Raw genomic sequence first — 16,942 nt, 5'->3', positions numbered from 1 at the left:
AGATATCTTGTCCAGTATCGCCAAAAACCCATTGCCCGACGCCGCCGGATCTAGTATCAGACCTCTCTATCCGCCGCGCAGTCTTTCCGCGCCGGCCTGGCACCCGTAGCTCAGCTGGATAGAGCGCTGCCCTCCGAAGGCAGAGGTCACAGGTTCGAATCCTGTCGGGTGCGCCAAAAAAATCAATAATTTCAGCAAGTTACAAAACGAACTCAAAAAGTGACGCTCTGACACTGCAAATTTTTGCGAGTATTTTCTGTCGATTTTCGAGTTGTGCTCGTACAAATCCCGTACAGGGCTTTTCTGAAGTTTGGGGCGGCATGAGCACGCGCCTTGCCTGCATTTCGGCAGGGAGGCACGCATGAGCGAGCGCCGTCCATTCCGGGAAGTGAAGCTTCAGTGGCTGCGCCTGCTGAGCTGTGATGCCAATATTAATGACAATGCCAAGTGCGTTGCGCTCTATATCGTGACCGCACATGTGAACGGCCACACCGAGAAGGCGTGGCCGTCCTACAAGACCATTGCCGAAGCAAACGGCAAGAGCGTCAAGTCCATCCAACGCGCCATCCGGGATCTGGAAATCGGTGGATGGCTCAGCGTTCAACGCGGGAATGGCATCGGGCACAATACGGAGTATTGCCCTACCGACGCCTCGATCCTAAAGGCCTCCGAGCTTCGAGAAAAGACGGACAAATCTGTCCCCCTTGCCTCATCAGAAGGCGGACAGGTCTGTCCCGAAAGGCGGCCAGATGTGTCCGGCAAAGGCGGTCAAATCTGTCCACCAAACTTAGAGAAAGAAAAAAATAAAAAACCTAACGCGCGTGAGGTGCGCGCCAAGGCCGTCTCTCGCCGTTCCATTCCCGTCGTCGTCCTTCCAACGGCTCAGGCCAGGCAGGTCGATGAATGGAATGCCTGGCTGGCCGAAAAGACCCTGCCCGACCTGGCAAGGTTCAATCTCGCAACCAGCGTCAACGGCTCATCCGGGTACCAGCTTCCAGGGCGATGGCCTCCGGAATGTGGCTCCGACAAAGAGCAGGATTGCCTGTCGTATTTCCTGAGCAGACTACCAGCGAGTGCACACCAGGAAACCGCTCAAGCAGCCTATTTGGAGGCAGCATAACCGCAGCGGAATAGCCATTGTTGCAGATACCAAGAGCTTCATCGACCTGGCCCAAACTCGAGTTGGAATCCTTGTTGAAACATCAGCCGGAACCTGATTGAAACTCCGAACAGAACACTCATTGCGCGAATATGCAGACGAAGAAATTGGGAATGCTCATGATGAAAATTGTCGCGAGAATTGCAGCAATCGAGCTCGTTCGCGCCGTCTCATTGGTTGCGGCTTCAGTGTCAGCCTTTTGCATGGTGATGCTCACGTACTATATCTTGGCGCTTCCTTTGTCCCTCTATTTTGGCCGAATTCCGCTTGAAGACTGGCAGGTCCTTTCAATCGCATTTGGATTGGCGGTTCTGCCGGCTGTTTTCGTCGCCAAGGTTCCATCCGTCGCCGCAGGCAATTTTGATTTGGACTTCGCCACGAGGCGTCCTTCTGAACGGGAAATGACGTTGATTGGCGAAGTCGAGGCGTTTCTGCAAGAGCGGTCTGTCGCGACGGGGGTCAGGATTCCCAGGCTGGTTTGGCGGATACAGGACAGCGGGGAGCTCAATGCTTTTGCCTATGCCCACAATCGGGTTGTGTTCACCAAGGGGCTATTGCTCAAGTATGAGGACACGCCTTCCGGTATTGAGCGTCTAAGCGGTGTCATCGCCCATGAAATCGGACACTTACGCAATTGGGATACTCGAATCCAAATGTTGCATCACTATCTCAATCTTCCCATCAATTTCGGCGCTGGTCTTGCCAACAGGACGCTCAACCGGATTCCCTTCGTCGGTTTGCTGTTCACCGCCACAACACTTGTCCTGTGCATCCCGGCCAAGGTCGCTGAGTTGCTCACTAATTCGACATCGAGGTTCACGGAGTACGAGGCTGACCGTTTTGCCGCACGCCTCATTGAGGGAAACGGGCTTTCTGAAATTCTGGACGACTTCACGAAGATGGAAGAACAACAGAGCGATACTTTCAGCGCGTGGATACAGCGTTCTCATCCGCCGGCAGAATTGCGACATGAGGCCGTCTCGAAACACGTTCTTTGAAAGGATTAGTGTCCTAACGGTCAAGCCGCTGCTGATGAATGGCTGCTTCGCGTCCCCACTTCGGTCGTTTAAACCCTTCGGTGCAGCGCCCCGAAGCTGCCGTTCGATACTACTAGCAGCAACGGCAGAGAGGGGTGGAAAGCGGTCATTTGCCGCGGATGCGAGCCGGTAAGTTCATATTGGACAACCTGACATTCAGATAGCGGTAAAGGCGTCGCGAAAGGCTTCCAGCGCGGCTTCCTCGTCGCCTTTTGCAAAGGCTTCCATGCCGACAGGACCGGAATACCCTAGATCCGAAAGGGCGCGTGCAACCGCAGCATAGTTGATTTCGCCCGTTCCTGGCTCGCAGCGACCTGGATTGTCCGCCACTTGTATCTCCCCAACCCATGGCAGGCATGCTTCACACCAACGGATCAAATCACCTTCACCAATTTGGGTATGGTAGAGGTCCAGGTTGATACGCAGCTGAGGGCGGTTCACAGCGGACACTAGACAGAGCACGGCCTCGGTCGATCCGAACGGGCATCCTGGATGGTCCAGCGGGTTTAGGTTCTCCAGCGTAAACGTCACGCCCTCTTCCTCGGCCATGTCACAGATACGGTTGAGCGTATCACGGGCGCGAAACTCCATCCCAGGCGCAAACGTGCCATGGTGCGGGATCGGGATGCCACCATCACCAAGCCCGGTGCCGTGTAGGTTCAGGCGGTCAACGCCCAACCTCTTGCCGATCTGCGCCGTCTCCCGCGCCGATTTCAGCAGCATGTCCGCGCCCTCGTCGTCCGCTAGGCGCCCCTCCAGATACCCATTCATGATGGTAAACTTCGCACCGGTTTTCTCGAGTTTTTCGATGTCCCAGGCTGGCCAGTTCCATAGACCGACACCAAAGCCCATCTCGTGCAACTTGGCCGCACGCCATTCGATCGGTTTGTCTTGCCAAAGCATCTCTGCACAGGCAGCGAGTTGAAATCTTGCGGTCATCTCAGGCGTCTCGTTCCATTATCCATTCGACCTCTGGTGCAGGCACGAAGCGCCATTTGCGCATCGGGCCAGCCATAACGTTGAGGTAGTACATCTCGAACCCATAAGGCGCGCCGCAGGGGTGGTGGCCGCGCGGGACAAGGACGACGTCGCCGTCCGATACAGCCACAGTCTCATCAAGCTGTCCGTTGTCCGTGTAGACGCGTTGGATGCCAAATCCCGATGCCGGGTTCAGCCGGTGGTAGTAGGTTTCTTCCAGATAGGTAATGCGCGGGAAGTCGTCTTCGTCGTGCCGGTGGCTGGGATATGAAGACCAGTGACCCGCGGGTGTGAAGACCTCTGTCACCAAAAGACTGTCGGCGTAGTCTTGGTTCTCCATCGCGATGTTATTGATGTACCGCGTGTTAGTTCCCGTACCTCGTTCAGTCAGAGAGATGCCGTCCGGACCGATCCGTCGCGCCTCATGCCCTCCGATACCGGGTGCCGAGCAAACCGCGATGATGCAGTCGGTTTCGGCCGTTGCGTTCCAATCAGCACCGTTCGGAAGGTAAAGGCAATGCGGCGGGATCTTTTCAAAGACATTCATTCTATCGCCCAGCACACCCCAATCCTGATCCGCTCCGGTGATGGCCGCCTTGCCCTCGACCATAACCAGGATCGCCTCGCTGTCGCCGGTTGCTTCAGCGGCGGCATCGCCAGCCTTCATGCGATACAGAGAGAAGCCGACATAACGCCAGCCTGCGCTTTCAGGTGTGATTTGATGTACCTTGCCGCGGGTGCCAAAGGGTCTTCTGAGGAGGTCGGGCATAGCGATTACCTCTCGATTTGCAAGCCGGAGCGGCCGCAGATTTGGGTCATGTAGTCGTAACCAAGCTTAGAGTACTCGAACGGCGGTGCCTTCGCCGGGTCCTGTTCGGCCTCGACGACGATCCAACCCGAATAGTCCATCGCATTCAGCCGGTCGGTTATGGCCTGAAAGTCGATGCAGCCTTCCGGGTCGCCAGGCACCGAGTAGACGCCAGCCGCGACCCCATTTAGGAAGCTCTTGTCTTCCGCGCGCACCCAATCCAGCACCGGCTGGCGCACATCCTTGAAGTGGACGTGGTGGACGCGATGCCCCCATTTGTCGAGCACTGCAACAGGGTCTGCCCCCGCAAAGTGCAAATGCCCGGCATCATAAAGCAGCGTCAGGTCCTCGGTGGAGCCTTCCATCAGCCAGTCGATGTCTTCGGCGTCCTGCACCATCGCGCCCATATGATGGTGATAGCTCAGCACAACACCCTGATCTTTCGACCATTTCGCCAGCTCGGAGAGTTTCGCGCCATAGGCGATGACCTCTTCACGGGTCAGCTTGGGGCGCTGGCTGACCGGCTGATCGATGTTGCCCTGGATAGTGTTGGAACATTCCGCATAGACGATGCAGGGCGCATTGAGCGCGGCGAACTGCTCAACTTGGGCTCGGATCGCAGCCTGTTCCGCCTCCATTTCGTTCACCATCAGGTTACCCGAACACCACCCCCCGCAGAGTGCCACTCCGTAACGATCCAGATAAGCGCGCAGACCCTCTGTGTCAGCAGGCATACGGCGGCCGCGTTCAACGCCAGAGTAGCCGATTTTCGCCGCATCCTCCATCGCACCTTCGGTGGTGTAATCTTTTGTCAGTTCCGGCAGATCGTCGTTCTGCCAGGCAATCAGGGATATGCCGATCTTAACACTCATCAATCTGCTCGCTGGGTTTGCTTATTCTCGATGTATTTCTTATGGGCTGCATTCACCTGCGTACGCTCAGAGACTTCCGGCACACCGACATCCCACCACGTCCCGCCGGGTTCGGTGGACGGATTGGGGTCTGTGTCGATGACGACCACGTAGGGGCCCTTGATGCTGTCTCGCTTGGCCAGCGCCTCTTCCAATTCGGCAATGGATCCGACCTTGACGGAGGTCGCTCCCATGGCTTCAGCGTGTTTGGCGAAGTCGATATTTGAGTTCTCGCCGCCGATCGCGTGATCGAGCAGGTTGTTGAACTCCGCCCCGCCGGCGGCCATTTGCAACCGGTTGATACAGCCATAGCCGCGGTTGTCGGTCACGACGACGGTAAATGATATGCCCATCATCGCCGCCGTCGCCATCTCGGAGTTGGCCATCATGTAAGTGCCGTCACCGGTAAAGCAGATCACGTCACGCTCGGGCTCGGCCATCTTGATGCCCATCGCCCCCGCGATCTCGTAGCCCATGCAAGAGAAGCCGTATTCCATGTGATAAGAGCCCGGCCGCCCGGCCTTCCAGAGCTTGTGCAGCTCGCCCGGCATGGTGCCCGCGGCACACATCGCAACGGTGTTGTCGTTCGCCGCACGCTGCACCGCGCCGATCACCTGCATATCGGTCGGCAAGGCATTGCCTTCGCCCGGCGCATCTGTGAGCGGATCGACCTTGCTGAACCAGTCGGATTTTGAAGGGGCCGCTTCTCCGTCAAAACACAACTGCCCAAGGGCCTCGCCCAGCTCTTCCAGCCCCACGCGCGCGTCTGCCATCAGCGGCATGGCGCCGTGTTTGACGGCATCATAGGCGGCGACATTGAGACTGATGATTTTGCGATCCGCGTGGGCGAAAAGCCCCCACGACCCTGTCGTAAAATCCTGAAACCGCGTGCCGACACCAAAGACCACATCGGCCTTTGCGCAGACATCATTGGCGGGCTCGCCCCCCGTCACTCCGATAGGGCCAAGGTTCAGCGGATTATCCCACGGCAGCGCCGATTTTCCGGCCTGGGTTTCGGCCACGGGAATGTTGTGAGCTTCGGCAAACGCCATAAGCGCCTCGGTCGCGCCAGAATAATGTACGCCGCCCCCGGCGACGATAACTGGCCACTTGGCACCTTTCAGCACCTCAGCCACGCGACTGACTTCGCCCCTGTCGGGGCGGATGCGCCGCTGATACCAGACCTTTGGCTCAAAGAAAGCGACAGGGTAGTCATAGGCCTCAGCCTGTACGTCCTGACAAAAGGACAGCGTCACAGGGCCGCAATCCGCTGGATCGGTCATCGTGCGAAAGGCGCGCGGCAAGGCAGTCAAGAGCTGCTCGGGGCGGGTGATCCGGTCGAAATACCGGCTGACCGGCTTGAACGCATCGTTCACCGACACCGTGCCGTCCCCAAAATCCTCGATCTGTTGCAGCACCGGATCCGGGCCTCGGTTTGCAAAGACATCGCCTGGCACCAGCAGCACCGGCAGGCGGTTGACGTGTGCCAGACCTGCCGCCGTCACCATATTCAACGCCCCCGGCCCGATGGAGGACGTCACCATCATCGCCCGCTTACGACGCAATTGCTTTGAACAGGCAATGGCGGCATGCGCCATCGTCTGTTCATTTTGCCCGCGATAGGTCGGCAAAGCGTCGCGGCTGGCATAAAGCGCCTCGCCAATACCTGCGACATTGCCGTGGCCGAAGATGGCCCAGCAACCCGCGATGAACGGCTCGCCGTCTTCGGTCAATTGGGCCGCTACATAGCGCACCATGGCCTGCGCAGCGGTCAGTCGGATTGTCTTGCTCATGCGGCATCCTCCGTGGCCCGGTCGCGGGCCTTGTCCCAAATCTCACAAAGGCGCTGATAGTTTTGGGCCATCTCGATCACAGCTTCGCCGTCAGAGATATGCCCAGCCAGCCAGTTGCGAGCGGCGTTGCCGAAGATTGTCCGGCCTACGGCAAAGCCTTTGACCAATGGCTGTTTGGCGGCCAGCGCAAAGCTTTCCGCCAACTCTTTCTCAGGCGCGTCGAGACCCAAAACAACGATCCCGCGCGTCCGGGGGTCGTTGCGCTCGATCGCGGAAACGGCATTTGCCCACGCGGCCTCGGATTTGAAGGGCTCCAGTTTCCACCAGTCGGGGAAGACGCCCGTGTCGTAGAAGGCCTGGATCAGCGTTGCCGATGTCTGATCATCAATTGGACCGACCTTCGACGGGATGATCTCCAGCAGGAATTCCAGCCCGTTGCGCCGTGCCGCCGTGAACAGCCGCTTGACTCGCGCCACCTGCATCTTCGCGGTCTTTTCGTCGTCATCGGGATGGCAGAAGACCAGCAGCTTGACTACGTTCTCCCGCGCCCATTCGCGCAAACGGCCAAGGTCTTTGCCCAACTCAGGCTCGAACTCGATGGGCCGAGAACCCGGTAGCTCGGTCGGGCGACCGATCCATAGGCCAGAGCCGGTGGCGCGATGCAGCGCAGAGCGCCCGATCCGGTTGTCACATAGGATGCCGAACCCCGGCTGGCCGTTCTGTACTTTCAACGCCGCATCTAGACAAAGTTCCTTGAAGGCCGCGCCCTTCTCTTTGGTGTAGCCGTCCATCTCTTCCAGTTGCAGCCGGTGGTCGAAGGCAAAGGTCTTGAGCGACGGCCAATCGCCCGGACGATTGGTCGCCCAGTGCACCTGTTCCAGGTCCGCGTCGTTCCTTAGGTCAGGGCGTTTGATCCCGCGCTGGAAGAAGAACTGAAGCTCCTCCCAGCTTGGATAGGCCGGGGCGCAGCCGTGGCGGCTGACCGCGAAGGCCCCGCAGGCATTGGCGTATTTCAGCGCTGTCGGCCAGTCCTCGCCATCGAGCCAACCTCTCAAGAGGCCGGACATGAAGCCGTCGCCGGCACCCAGCACGTTGAAGACCTCAATGGGAAAGCCCGGGCCGGTCTGGCCGTCATCCAGACTGTCGGGCACGTTGCCCTCGAAGGCCACCGCCCCTGCTGCGCCGCGCTTGCAGACCAGCGTGGCCTTCGTGACCGCGCGCACCGCGCGCAGGGCTGCGATGGTATCGGTGGAGCCGCCCGCGATATGGAACTCCTCCTCGGTGCCGACGATTAGGTCGAAAAGATTGAGCGTCGACTGTAGCTTGGCCGTGACCTTGGCGCTTTCGACGAACCGGCTCTCGCCGTCGCCGTGCCCGGCCACACCCCAGAGGTTCGGGCGGTAGTCGATGTCGAGCGCGGTTTGCATGCCCGCCGCCCGCGCGATCTCGAGCGCCTTTAGCGTGGCCGCCTCCACCTGGGGATGGCTCAGATGCGTGCCCGTCGCCACCACGGCGCGGGCGCGCTTAATGAAGTCCTCATCGATATCCTCCACTGTCAGCCCCATGTCCGCGCAGTTCTCGCGGTAGAAGATCAGAGGAAATTGCTCCTGGTCGCGGATGCCAAGAAGCACCAGCGCGGTCAGCCGGTCGGGGTCGATCTTGACGCCCTCGGTGTTCACTCCCTCGCGCTCCAACTGCTCGCGGATGAAGCGGCCCATATGCTCGTCGCCAACACCCGTGATGACGGCCGATTTCAACCCCAGCCGTGCCGTCCCACAGGCGATGTTGGTGGGCGAGCCGCCGATATACTTGTCGAACGAACCCATGTCTTCGAGGCGACCGCCAATCTGCGCTCCGTAGAGGTCAACGGACGAACGGCCAATGGTGATGAGATCGAGGTCAGACATGAGTTGCGTCCATAAGTTCAATGTTCGTGACTTGGGGCTGACCGAATTCCGTCCACCAACCCCACCACCATTCGCTCCTACAGGGAGGAGGACGAATGGCGTTGATATTTAAGGATCAGACCGTACCCTCAAGAGACCCTTCCAGCTGCGCCAATTCCTGACCACCTGCCATGAGGTCTTGCAATTCCTCGGGGCTGATCTCTCCGCGCTTGGCGGTTCCCAGCGTCTTGCCGCGATTGAGCACGGTGAAGCGATCACCGACAGCCAGCGCATGGCGGACGTTGTGGCTGATGAAGACCACACCGACGCCTTGGCTGCGCACCTTGTCGATGGTGGCCAGAACATTCGACGTCTGCCGCACACCAAGGGCTGAGGTAGGTTCATCAAGAATGAGGACCTTGGCCCCAAAGTAGACCGCACGGGCAATGGCGACCGTCTGTCGTTCGCCCCCCGACAACGTGCCAACCGCCTGATCAGGACCACGCAGGTTGATCCCCATCTTGCGCATCTCGGTCATGGTGATGTCATTGGCCTTGGCCACGTCAAAACGCTTCGTCAGACCGCGGCCTTTCGTCGGTTCGCGCCCCATGAAGAAGTTGCGCGACACGGACATCAGCGGGATCATCGCAAGATCCTGAAACACGGTCGCGATACCGGCCTCCATGGAATCCCGCGGCGTGGCGAAACTCAAGGGCTTGCCTTCGAACAGGATTTCTCCATGCGTGGGCTGGTGCACCCCTGACATGGTCTTGATGAAGGTCGACTTGCCGGCCCCGTTGTCGCCCAAAAGGCAGTGACACTCACCGGGACAGATGTCGAAGCTGACACCGGCCAGAGCGATGATATTGCCAAAGTGCTTTTCGATGTCCTTCATCTGGACAATAGGCGCCGCGTTTTGTTTCACGTCGCCGTGGTGGAATTTGCTGTCATCGGTCATATCAACGCTCCCCCGTAACGCGCTTGCGAATGGCATTGTTGAAAAGAACCGCGATCAGCAGCATTCCACCCAGGAAGACCTGGAACCAATCCTGATCGAAATCGGTATATGTAAGGCCGATGACCACCATCCCGAAGATGATGGAGCCGAAGAAAGCCCCGATGGCCGATCCATAGCCGCCGGTCAGCAGGCATCCGCCGATCACAGCCGCGATGATGGCTTCGAATTCCTTTTGGAAACCGCGCCGGGCATCGGTGGAGCCTGCATCGATCACCGTGATAATGGCTACGAGAGCGGCACAGCACGCGGTGACCATAAAGAGCGATACCTTCACCTTCCGAACCGGCACGCCAGAGTTCGATGCGGCGGTGCTGTCACCGCCAGCAGCGAAGATCCAGTTTCCCACAGGCGTGCGAAGCAGGATGTAAGTCGCGACCAAAGCCAGCACGATGAACCAGAGGATTTCGACCGGGATGCCGGTAACCTTGGGTGTACCGTTTTTGAAAGTCTCGACCAGTCCGCGCTCTGCCAGCCACGCGAACAATCCCGGGAAAGCGTCACCAGAAAAGATTGGGGCAAGCCAATCATTTTCGGTCGCATCGCGTACACCGCGCAACTGGGTTGACCCGCCGGAGGCCCATTTGAGGCCGACGAGTGACAATCCACGAAGGATAAAGAGAAATGCCAAGGTCACGATGAAGGACGGCAGGCCGGAGCGGATCACGATCACGCCATTGATGGCGCCGACGAAAGCGGAGAACAAAAACGTCAGAGGGATCGCGACGATCAGAGGCAAGCCCCAAACCATCACACAAATACCAAAGAAGAGACCGGCGAAGGCGACCATCGATCCGATGGAGAGATCGAACTCGCCGCCGATCATCAGCATTGCAGCGCCGATGGCGAGGATGCCAAGTTGAGCCGCCGGAGTCAGGAAGTTGATAATGCCCGAGGTTGTGAACATCGCAGAATCTGCGGAGATCAGAAAGAAGATCGCGACAAGTACGACGCCCGCGATGGCACCCAGCTCGGGCCTTTTCATCATTCGCGAAATCAGAGGCTCGGCCTTGATCCGCTCGTCTGTAGTTGGATTTGGTGTGGTATCACTCATAGCGCCCTCTCACGTTTTGGCCAGGAGCGGCACCAAACTGTGCCGCTCCCGCTTTTTGGGTCATCAGACTTAGCGAATGCCCTGTGCGGACAGCTCGATCACTTGAGCGGCCTTGTCGGAGGTGATCAGGTTCGGGCCAGACGCCACGTCACCACCCGGCATCAGACCGTACTTGGCCTGAAGCGCCATGACGGATACGGACAGGTAGCCTTGCAGATATTGCTGCTGGTCCAGAGCGAAAGCGGCATCGCCATCGACGATCGACTGCAGGAAACCTGCCGACAGGTCGAAAGTTGCGACATTCACATCGCGGCCCGAAGCTTTTGCAGCCGCAACAGAAGGTTCGCCTGCGGTGGATGCACCCAGCGCCATCACCGTATCGACACTTTCATCGGATGCCAGAGCAGCGGCAACTTTCGACTCGATTTCAGCTGGGTCGTTGGTGGTCGGAAGAACCGTCACGGTGCCACCGAAGCCTTCTTCGAAACCGGCGCAACGCTGGTCGAGAGAGATGTTGCCAACTTCTTGGTTTACACACAAACCGTTGGTGCCACCCATTTCGGCGAGCGCCTTACCCGCAGCAACACCGGCGTCGTACTCGTCCTGGCCCACGTGCATTGCTGCACCCAGTTCCTTGCCCTGAGCGCCACCAGCGTTGATGGTGATGACCGGAATACCGGCAGCAATCGCACGTTCGACTGACGGCCCGAGTGCATCGGGGTCGGGGAACGAAATGATGAGGCCATCGGGCTCTTCGTTCACTGCGGCGTCGATCAGCTGCGACATCAGAACCATGTCGAAGGTTTCGGGCGAGTTGTAGGACACATTAGCACCGGTATCGGCAGCGGCCTGGTCGACGCCTGCCTTCACCACCGACCAGAACGCATCGTTGGCCTGGCCGTGAACAACGACCGAAATGTCCTGTGCGACGGCGGGTGCCGCGATAGCGATTGCAGCGGCAGCAACTGCGCCTTTCAAAATGGCTTTCATTTGGGGATCCTCCCTTGGTTTGCCTTGCACGCCGGTCACCCGGCGACTCTTTCACGCGACATCGTCGCGCGTTCCGCATCGCCCGGTTAGGGCGAGTGCCTCTTGTCAGGCCGCCTCCCCGCGACCCGATGTCTTCAGAATGTCCGCCATCGCAATGGGCTGACCGGACTGAGCCGACCGCGTTGCAGCCTCGGCCATGGCCAAGGCTGCCACGCCATCGTGCAAGTTGACCGGCATGTCCGTCTTGCCCTGGACCGCATTAACAAAAGCGGCCCATTCGGCCTTGTAGGCCGGCATGTAGCGTTCGAGGAAAAAGTAGGTGGGCTTGGCGCTATTCACGCCGGCCGTCGTGGATTTTACCAACGTGTTTTCCAGCACGTTCTGTGCCTGGAGCAAGCCTTCGGAACCCAACACCTCGACCCGCTGGTCGTAGCCATAGACCGCGCGTCGCGAGTTCTTGATTACCGCGAGGCGACCGTCCGCGTAGATCAGTGTCACCGCCGCGGTGTCAACGTCACCGGCCGCTCCGATGGCGGGATCGACCACCGATGTCCCGACGGCGGACACCGAAACCGGCGCTTCGCCCATGATGAAATTCGCCATATCGAAGTCGTGGATCATCATGTCGCGGAAGAGTCCGCCGGAAACCTTGATGTACTCAACCGGCGGCGGAGCGGGGTCGAAGGACGTGATCGACAGCAGCTCTGCCTTGCCAATCTCACCCGCGTCGATGGCGGCCTTGAGCGCGCCGAAGCTCGGATCGAACCGGCGGTTGAAACCGATCATGATGCCGGACGCCTTGTCGCCAACATTGCCAAGACAGGCCGACGCACGCTCGAGGCTCAGGTCCACAGGCTTCTCGCACAGGACCGCCTTGCCAGCTGCCGCGGCGGCCTCGATCAGATCGGAGTGCGTGTCCGTGGATGTTGCGATAAGAACAGCATCGATGGAACTGTCCACGATGATCTCATCCGAGGAACGCACCTCGCATCCATAACTCTTTGCCAGAGCCTGAGCGTTCGTCTCAAACGCATCGGAAACAGCGGCCAGTTCGCTCTCCGGATGCGACGAAATCGCCTGTGCATGAACATTCCCAATGCGCCCTGCGCCAAGCAAACCAACCCGCATCTTGAGGCCTCCCAATCATCAACAGAAAGTTAAAATACACACTCTGCACCCGCGTGCAATATTTTTTTGCACCCGCGTGCAAATTTCTGCTAGCCTTGCGTTGTCCACCGGACATGGATCGTTTGTGATTCCATGAGTTTCGAAGACAGGGAGGTCGGCGAAAAAGATGAACGATCAGGGCGGCTCCATAACGGCAGATGACGTGGCAGCGCTTGCTGGCGTGTCCCGCTGGACAGTGAATCGTGCCTTCAAGAAGGACGCGTCAATCTCCGCCAAATCACGCGAAAAAGTCATGAAGGCAGCCCAGGAACTTGGCTATGTACCGGATCTTCTGGCAACTAGCTTGGCCACTGACCGGACCAATCTGGTGGCGCTTCTGGTCGATGACTTTGCCAATCCTCACAAGCTTATTATGATGGAACGCCTTACGCGCATATTGCGAAGAAACGGCTACGACACCCTGCTCGTCAACACGAGCGACGAAGAAGACGCATCAGCCGCGCTGCTCAATGCAAGCCAAAGGCGGGTGGATGCGGCCGTTCTCATTGGGGTCAGTTTCAATGACCAAAGCCTTGAAACTGCGCTCGGGGCCAAAAGGGTAAAGAAACTGATCGTTTTTGCCCGGATGTCCAGCAATGACAACACTATATCGATTTGTTGCGATGACCGGGCCGCGATGACCGCAATCACGCAGCATGTATTCTCGGCAGGCTATCGCAATCCGGTATTTATTGCAGGCCCACAATCTCAATCGGCACATCTTCAACGGAAGGAAACTTTCCTTTCGCAATGGGAAAAGACCACAGGCTCACGTCCCAAATTCGCGTCGGTCGAACGGTATGATCCCAAATTGGCATACGATCTTGTGGCTGAGTGGTTCCGGGATACACCAAAGTCAGAACTACCGGACGTTTTGGTCTGCGAAAACGATGCGCTGGCTATGGGAGCGATTGATGCGATCCGGTTTGAGCTTGGTCTGCGCGTGTCAGAGGACATCGCCGTTACTGGTTTCGACAATGCGCCTCAAGCCTCCAGTCCGCACTATGAATTAACCACGTATCGCCAGCCTCTGACGGAAATGGCAGAAGCGTTGGTGGATGTCCTTGAGGGCCGGAAGCGCAAGAGCACTTTGAACGCATTCCAGGGGCAACTGATCGTTCGCAAGAGTGCCTAGACCGCAACACAAACAGGCTTCCGCACGATCCCACAAGCATCGTACCCGGCCTGGGGCCACTGTGCCGTTGCCGACGTTGCCATTTCGCTCTTTCGGAATTTGCATTGCCTAGGAGTCTGCGGCTGCGCACCAACCTCCGCTATGCGAGCTGCAATTGCTGCAATTAGGTTGGATGGCGAATGTCCGCTCAGGGCCGTGATCTGCCTTGCCGCTTCGCGGCCCCAATTCGGTCGGCTAATGGAAGCTCTGCGCTGTCAAAAGCGGACTTGGCAACTACTGGATTGGTCTATCGATGGAGTTTATGGCGCGTGTTCGGCAAGTCGCTAAAAGCCACTCTTTGGTTGCTTAAATGGTTTCGTTAATCAGCTTTAGAAAGCACCGTCACGAAGATCTGCGAAATACGTATCGGTTCCAATCTGACCGCCTTTCAGCGCAATTTCGAATTCGGAACCGCCGCGGGTATGCGCGGTGCACACCGGTGAACCGGGGGTAGTCGGGATGGCTTGGCGGAGTGTCAGAGCGAATACATCAAGTTCCGCCAACGCGTGGCTCGACGTGTCGCCCCCGGCCACGGCAACGCGGTCCAGGTGATGCCGGTCCTTGAGCGTTGCCAGTAGGCGCCCGAGGGTTTTACCGACCCGGTCGAGGTTCAGAGACCGTGCAGCCGGTTGGACGGTTTCACCTTTGGCGGTGTAAAGGATCGGGCTTAGTCCGGTTTCGAATGCAGAGGATGCCCGTTGCAACACGCGCTCGATTTCCTGTTTCAGGCCGTCACCTGTTGCCAGTGTGGTGAAATCGACTTTGATGCCCCTGAAGCCCAAGTCTTCCGCGGTTTCGATCTGGCGCGCGGTTGTCGGCGAACAGCTTCCCGAGACAACTGCGATATGAGATTTGGCAGCCAGGGGTAGAGTAGTTGCCGGTGGCTGCAGCAAGCCAACTTCACGCCAGTTGTGCAAAAGCGCATATTCGACGCCGGACGAGCCGGCGATGAAAGGCCCGAGGTCCTGCCTGTTTCTCTCGAGATAGCCTCCCGCGGCCACCTGGGACAGCGTGTCGTAGACATCAATCAGCAGATTGGCATTGTGCACCTCACCGGAATCCGGGGCTGTGCCGTTTTGGGCGGCGATGGAGCCGTCCAGCGGTGTCAGGCAATCAAAGGGCAGATCCGTCTGTCCTGACAGGTGTTTGACAAGGTCTGCCTCGTGCATTGGTGTTGCCGGGTGCTTGCTCATCACGGGATGTCTGTCGATCCTGTGGACCTCGCCCCGGTAGGCTGCGAACAGGTTGCCGAAATAGGTGTAGCGCCGAAGCTGCGGGGCTCCGACGACAATTGCGGTCCGTTTCTGGCTGAATGTTGCCAGCCCGATTTCCAGGGCGCGGCCGATGGAGCCCTTTTCCGGCGAACTGTCGAAGGTCGAACAGGTCTTGTAGTGGCAGAAACGCGCATCGAGCGTCCACAGCCAGGAGAATATCGCCGGGAGGTGCTCCGACATCCATTCGGGTGTCTGGCTACGGCTGATGCCTGCCAAGCCGACTGCTTGGCAACGCTTGAACTTTTCGAGCTGTTTTTCGCTGGGGATGGACGTGAACAGGACGGTTTCGACGCCGCCCGTTGTCAGGGCTTCCATCACATCCGTCGATCCGGTGAAATCGTCACCGTAGTAGGAAATGAAGAGGTCCCCGGTCATTTTCCATCTCCGGCGCCGTTTTTTCGCCCGAAGAGCTCAAGGGCCTGGGAGAGCTCTTTGTGGTCTTTCGCGAAAACATGTGCCGGAATTCCGCCTACGGCCGCCTCCGCGGCCTGTATCAGGCTCGCGACACCGCCGGCGACACCGCCGGGATGTCCCATGATCCCACCCCCGGCGCAATAAATGAAGTCGGTGTGCCCGACGGCCTGGCAGGTTTCCTCCATCTGGACGGCGGTCTGCCCTGATGAGAACACAGGCATCGCCTGATATCCGTGCTCGCCCGACAATGGATTGCCTAGAGAGCGGGCGTTTTCGATGACCGTTTCGTCCGCTTCAGTAAACTTGTTCGCGATCCCGTTGACATGCAGATGATCTGCCCCGGCGAGCCGCCAGAACTTCTGCCAGACCCGGAACGAGATACCAATATCCGGAGATCTTGAATAAATGCCCCAGCCGTTCCTATGGCAATGTAACGGCAGGTCGACATGCCGCCTGATTGCGGTCAGGCCCGTGAGACCGAGTGGAAACAGGCTTACCATCGCACAGGTCCCGCCGGCCCGCTGCAACAGGTCTGCATTTCGGCGCATCGTGTCCAGTTCGTCAGTGATGTTGAAGGCATACATGACCTTCTTGCCGGTACGGTCCGCATGCGAGTTGATGACCTTCATGACTTCGTGCAGGCGTTCCTCGAACGGGCAGTGAGGGCCGTTTGCCTGAAGTTCATCATCCTTGATGAAATCGATACCTCCTTCGACGAGTTTTTCGACAAGCGACGCGGTTTCCACGGGTGAGAGACCGACGCTTGGTTTGACAATCGTGCCGATCATCGGCCGGTCCTTGACACCGGCGAGCGCAAGAGTGCCCAGCCGGCCATAGGTCGGTCCCGGATACGACATGGCGAATTCTTTGGGAAAGGAAATGTCCGTCAGGCGAAGCGCGGATACATCCGCCAGCTCGAAAAGGTTGCCCGCTACCGTCGCCAAGACGTTGGGAAGGGATGTGCCCATGTTGTCGAGCGGCCAGGAAAGAGTGATCTCGCCACGCGTATAGCTCTCCGCGCTGATACGGCACGGCAGCGAGGGGGTTCTGCTGGTCGATGTTGCCGTGATTTGCTCGACCCTTGCCCCTGAGCGCTCTCTCAGCCGGTCTGTTTCGCCCGGCAGTTTCAGGAACGTTCCCGAGGATTGTTCGCCTGCGATGACCTTGGCGGCCTGCTCCAGGGTAGTCGGCGTTTCAAGATCATATGTTGCAAAGAGCCTCCCCATTCCTGTCCTCTGTCCTGTTTCGTGTTACTGACTGAGCGTATAATTATCAACTTATC

14 protein-coding genes and 1 tRNA gene are annotated in these 16,942 nt (G+C 58.5%); 4 read left to right on the top strand and 11 right to left on the bottom strand.

Annotated features, from left to right (window positions below):
- Positions 1-99 precede the first annotated feature (99 nt).
- From LA5095_RS31005 to LA5095_RS30995, 3 genes are all read left to right on the top strand, one after another.
- Positions 100-176 (top strand) — tRNA-Arg (locus tag LA5095_RS31005).
- 185 nt (positions 177-361) lie between these two features.
- Complete coding sequence (locus tag LA5095_RS31000) at positions 362-1,120, top strand: helix-turn-helix domain-containing protein (RefSeq protein ID WP_055391847.1); 759 nt, start codon at positions 362-364, stop codon at positions 1,118-1,120.
- A gap of 341 nt (positions 1,121-1,461) precedes the next feature.
- Positions 1,462-2,157, top strand: a complete 696-nt coding sequence (locus LA5095_RS30995; RefSeq protein WP_158510455.1) for a M48 family metalloprotease — start codon at positions 1,462-1,464, stop codon at positions 2,155-2,157.
- Positions 2,158-2,352: 195 nt separating this feature from the next.
- Here LA5095_RS30995 and LA5095_RS30990 read toward each other — a convergent pair whose 3' ends face one another.
- The 9 genes from LA5095_RS30990 to iolG all read right to left on the bottom strand — a co-directional run bounded on the left by LA5095_RS30990 (position 2,353) and on the right by iolG (position 12,759).
- Positions 2,353-3,135, bottom strand: coding sequence for a TIM barrel protein (locus LA5095_RS30990; RefSeq protein WP_055391845.1), 783 nt, complete (start codon positions 3,133-3,135; stop codon positions 2,353-2,355).
- Between the two features lies 1 nt (position 3,136).
- Positions 3,137-3,943, bottom strand: coding sequence for a 5-deoxy-glucuronate isomerase (gene iolB, locus LA5095_RS30985; RefSeq protein WP_055391844.1), 807 nt, complete (start codon positions 3,941-3,943; stop codon positions 3,137-3,139).
- Between the two features lie 5 nt (positions 3,944-3,948).
- Entirely contained in the window at positions 3,949-4,854 is a 906-nt protein-coding gene (gene iolE, locus LA5095_RS30980) for a myo-inosose-2 dehydratase (RefSeq protein WP_055391843.1), read from the bottom strand.
- The gene (iolD, locus tag LA5095_RS30975) at positions 4,854-6,686 is read right to left on the bottom strand and encodes a 3D-(3,5/4)-trihydroxycyclohexane-1,2-dione acylhydrolase (decyclizing) (protein WP_055391842.1); all 1,833 of its coding nucleotides are present in this window, start codon (positions 6,684-6,686) and stop codon (positions 4,854-4,856) included. Before iolD ends, iolE begins: the two co-directional genes overlap by 1 nt.
- Positions 6,683-8,593 (bottom strand): bifunctional 5-dehydro-2-deoxygluconokinase/5-dehydro-2-deoxyphosphogluconate aldolase, encoded by a 1,911-nt coding sequence (locus tag LA5095_RS30970; RefSeq protein WP_055391841.1) that lies wholly within the window; start codon positions 8,591-8,593, stop codon positions 6,683-6,685. The genes iolD and LA5095_RS30970 overlap by 4 nt, the downstream gene beginning before the upstream one ends.
- Before the next feature lie 115 nt (positions 8,594-8,708).
- Positions 8,709-9,467, bottom strand: a complete 759-nt coding sequence (locus tag LA5095_RS30965) for an ATP-binding cassette domain-containing protein (protein ID WP_235808911.1) — start codon at positions 9,465-9,467, stop codon at positions 8,709-8,711.
- Positions 9,468-9,531: 64 nt separating this feature from the next.
- Positions 9,532-10,641: an ABC transporter permease gene (locus tag LA5095_RS30960; RefSeq protein WP_055391839.1), complete on the bottom strand. Its 1,110-nt coding sequence runs from the start codon at positions 10,639-10,641 to the stop codon at positions 9,532-9,534.
- A 69-nt stretch (positions 10,642-10,710) separates the two neighbouring features.
- On the bottom strand, positions 10,711-11,631 hold the full coding sequence (locus LA5095_RS30955) for a sugar ABC transporter substrate-binding protein (protein WP_055391838.1): 921 nt from the start codon (positions 11,629-11,631) through the stop codon (positions 10,711-10,713).
- A 105-nt stretch (positions 11,632-11,736) separates the two neighbouring features.
- Positions 11,737-12,759 (bottom strand): inositol 2-dehydrogenase, encoded by a 1,023-nt coding sequence (gene iolG, locus LA5095_RS30950; RefSeq protein WP_055391837.1) that lies wholly within the window; start codon positions 12,757-12,759, stop codon positions 11,737-11,739.
- A 166-nt stretch (positions 12,760-12,925) separates the two neighbouring features.
- On the opposite strand from iolG, the gene LA5095_RS30945 reads away from it, so the two are divergent.
- Positions 12,926-13,933: a LacI family DNA-binding transcriptional regulator gene (locus LA5095_RS30945; RefSeq protein ID WP_055391836.1), complete on the top strand. Its 1,008-nt coding sequence runs from the start codon at positions 12,926-12,928 to the stop codon at positions 13,931-13,933.
- Between the two features lie 368 nt (positions 13,934-14,301).
- On the opposite strand, the gene LA5095_RS30940 is transcribed toward LA5095_RS30945, so the two are convergent.
- Positions 14,302-15,621 carry a four-carbon acid sugar kinase family protein gene (locus tag LA5095_RS30940; protein ID WP_055391835.1) on the bottom strand — a complete coding sequence of 440 codons (1,320 nt, stop codon included), beginning with the start codon at positions 15,619-15,621 and terminating at the stop codon, positions 14,302-14,304.
- A complete protein-coding gene (locus tag LA5095_RS30935; RefSeq protein ID WP_055391834.1) occupies positions 15,618-16,886 on the bottom strand; it encodes a ribulose-bisphosphate carboxylase large subunit family protein in 1,269 nt (422 codons plus the stop codon). The genes LA5095_RS30940 and LA5095_RS30935 overlap by 4 nt, the downstream gene beginning before the upstream one ends.
- Between the last annotated feature and the right edge of the window lie 56 nt (positions 16,887-16,942).

This window comes from Roseibium album (genome assembly GCF_001404515.1).
GTDB classification, from domain to species: Bacteria; Pseudomonadota; Alphaproteobacteria; order Rhizobiales; family Stappiaceae; genus Roseibium; species Roseibium album.
This window is presented reverse-complemented; position numbering and strand designations above follow the sequence as displayed.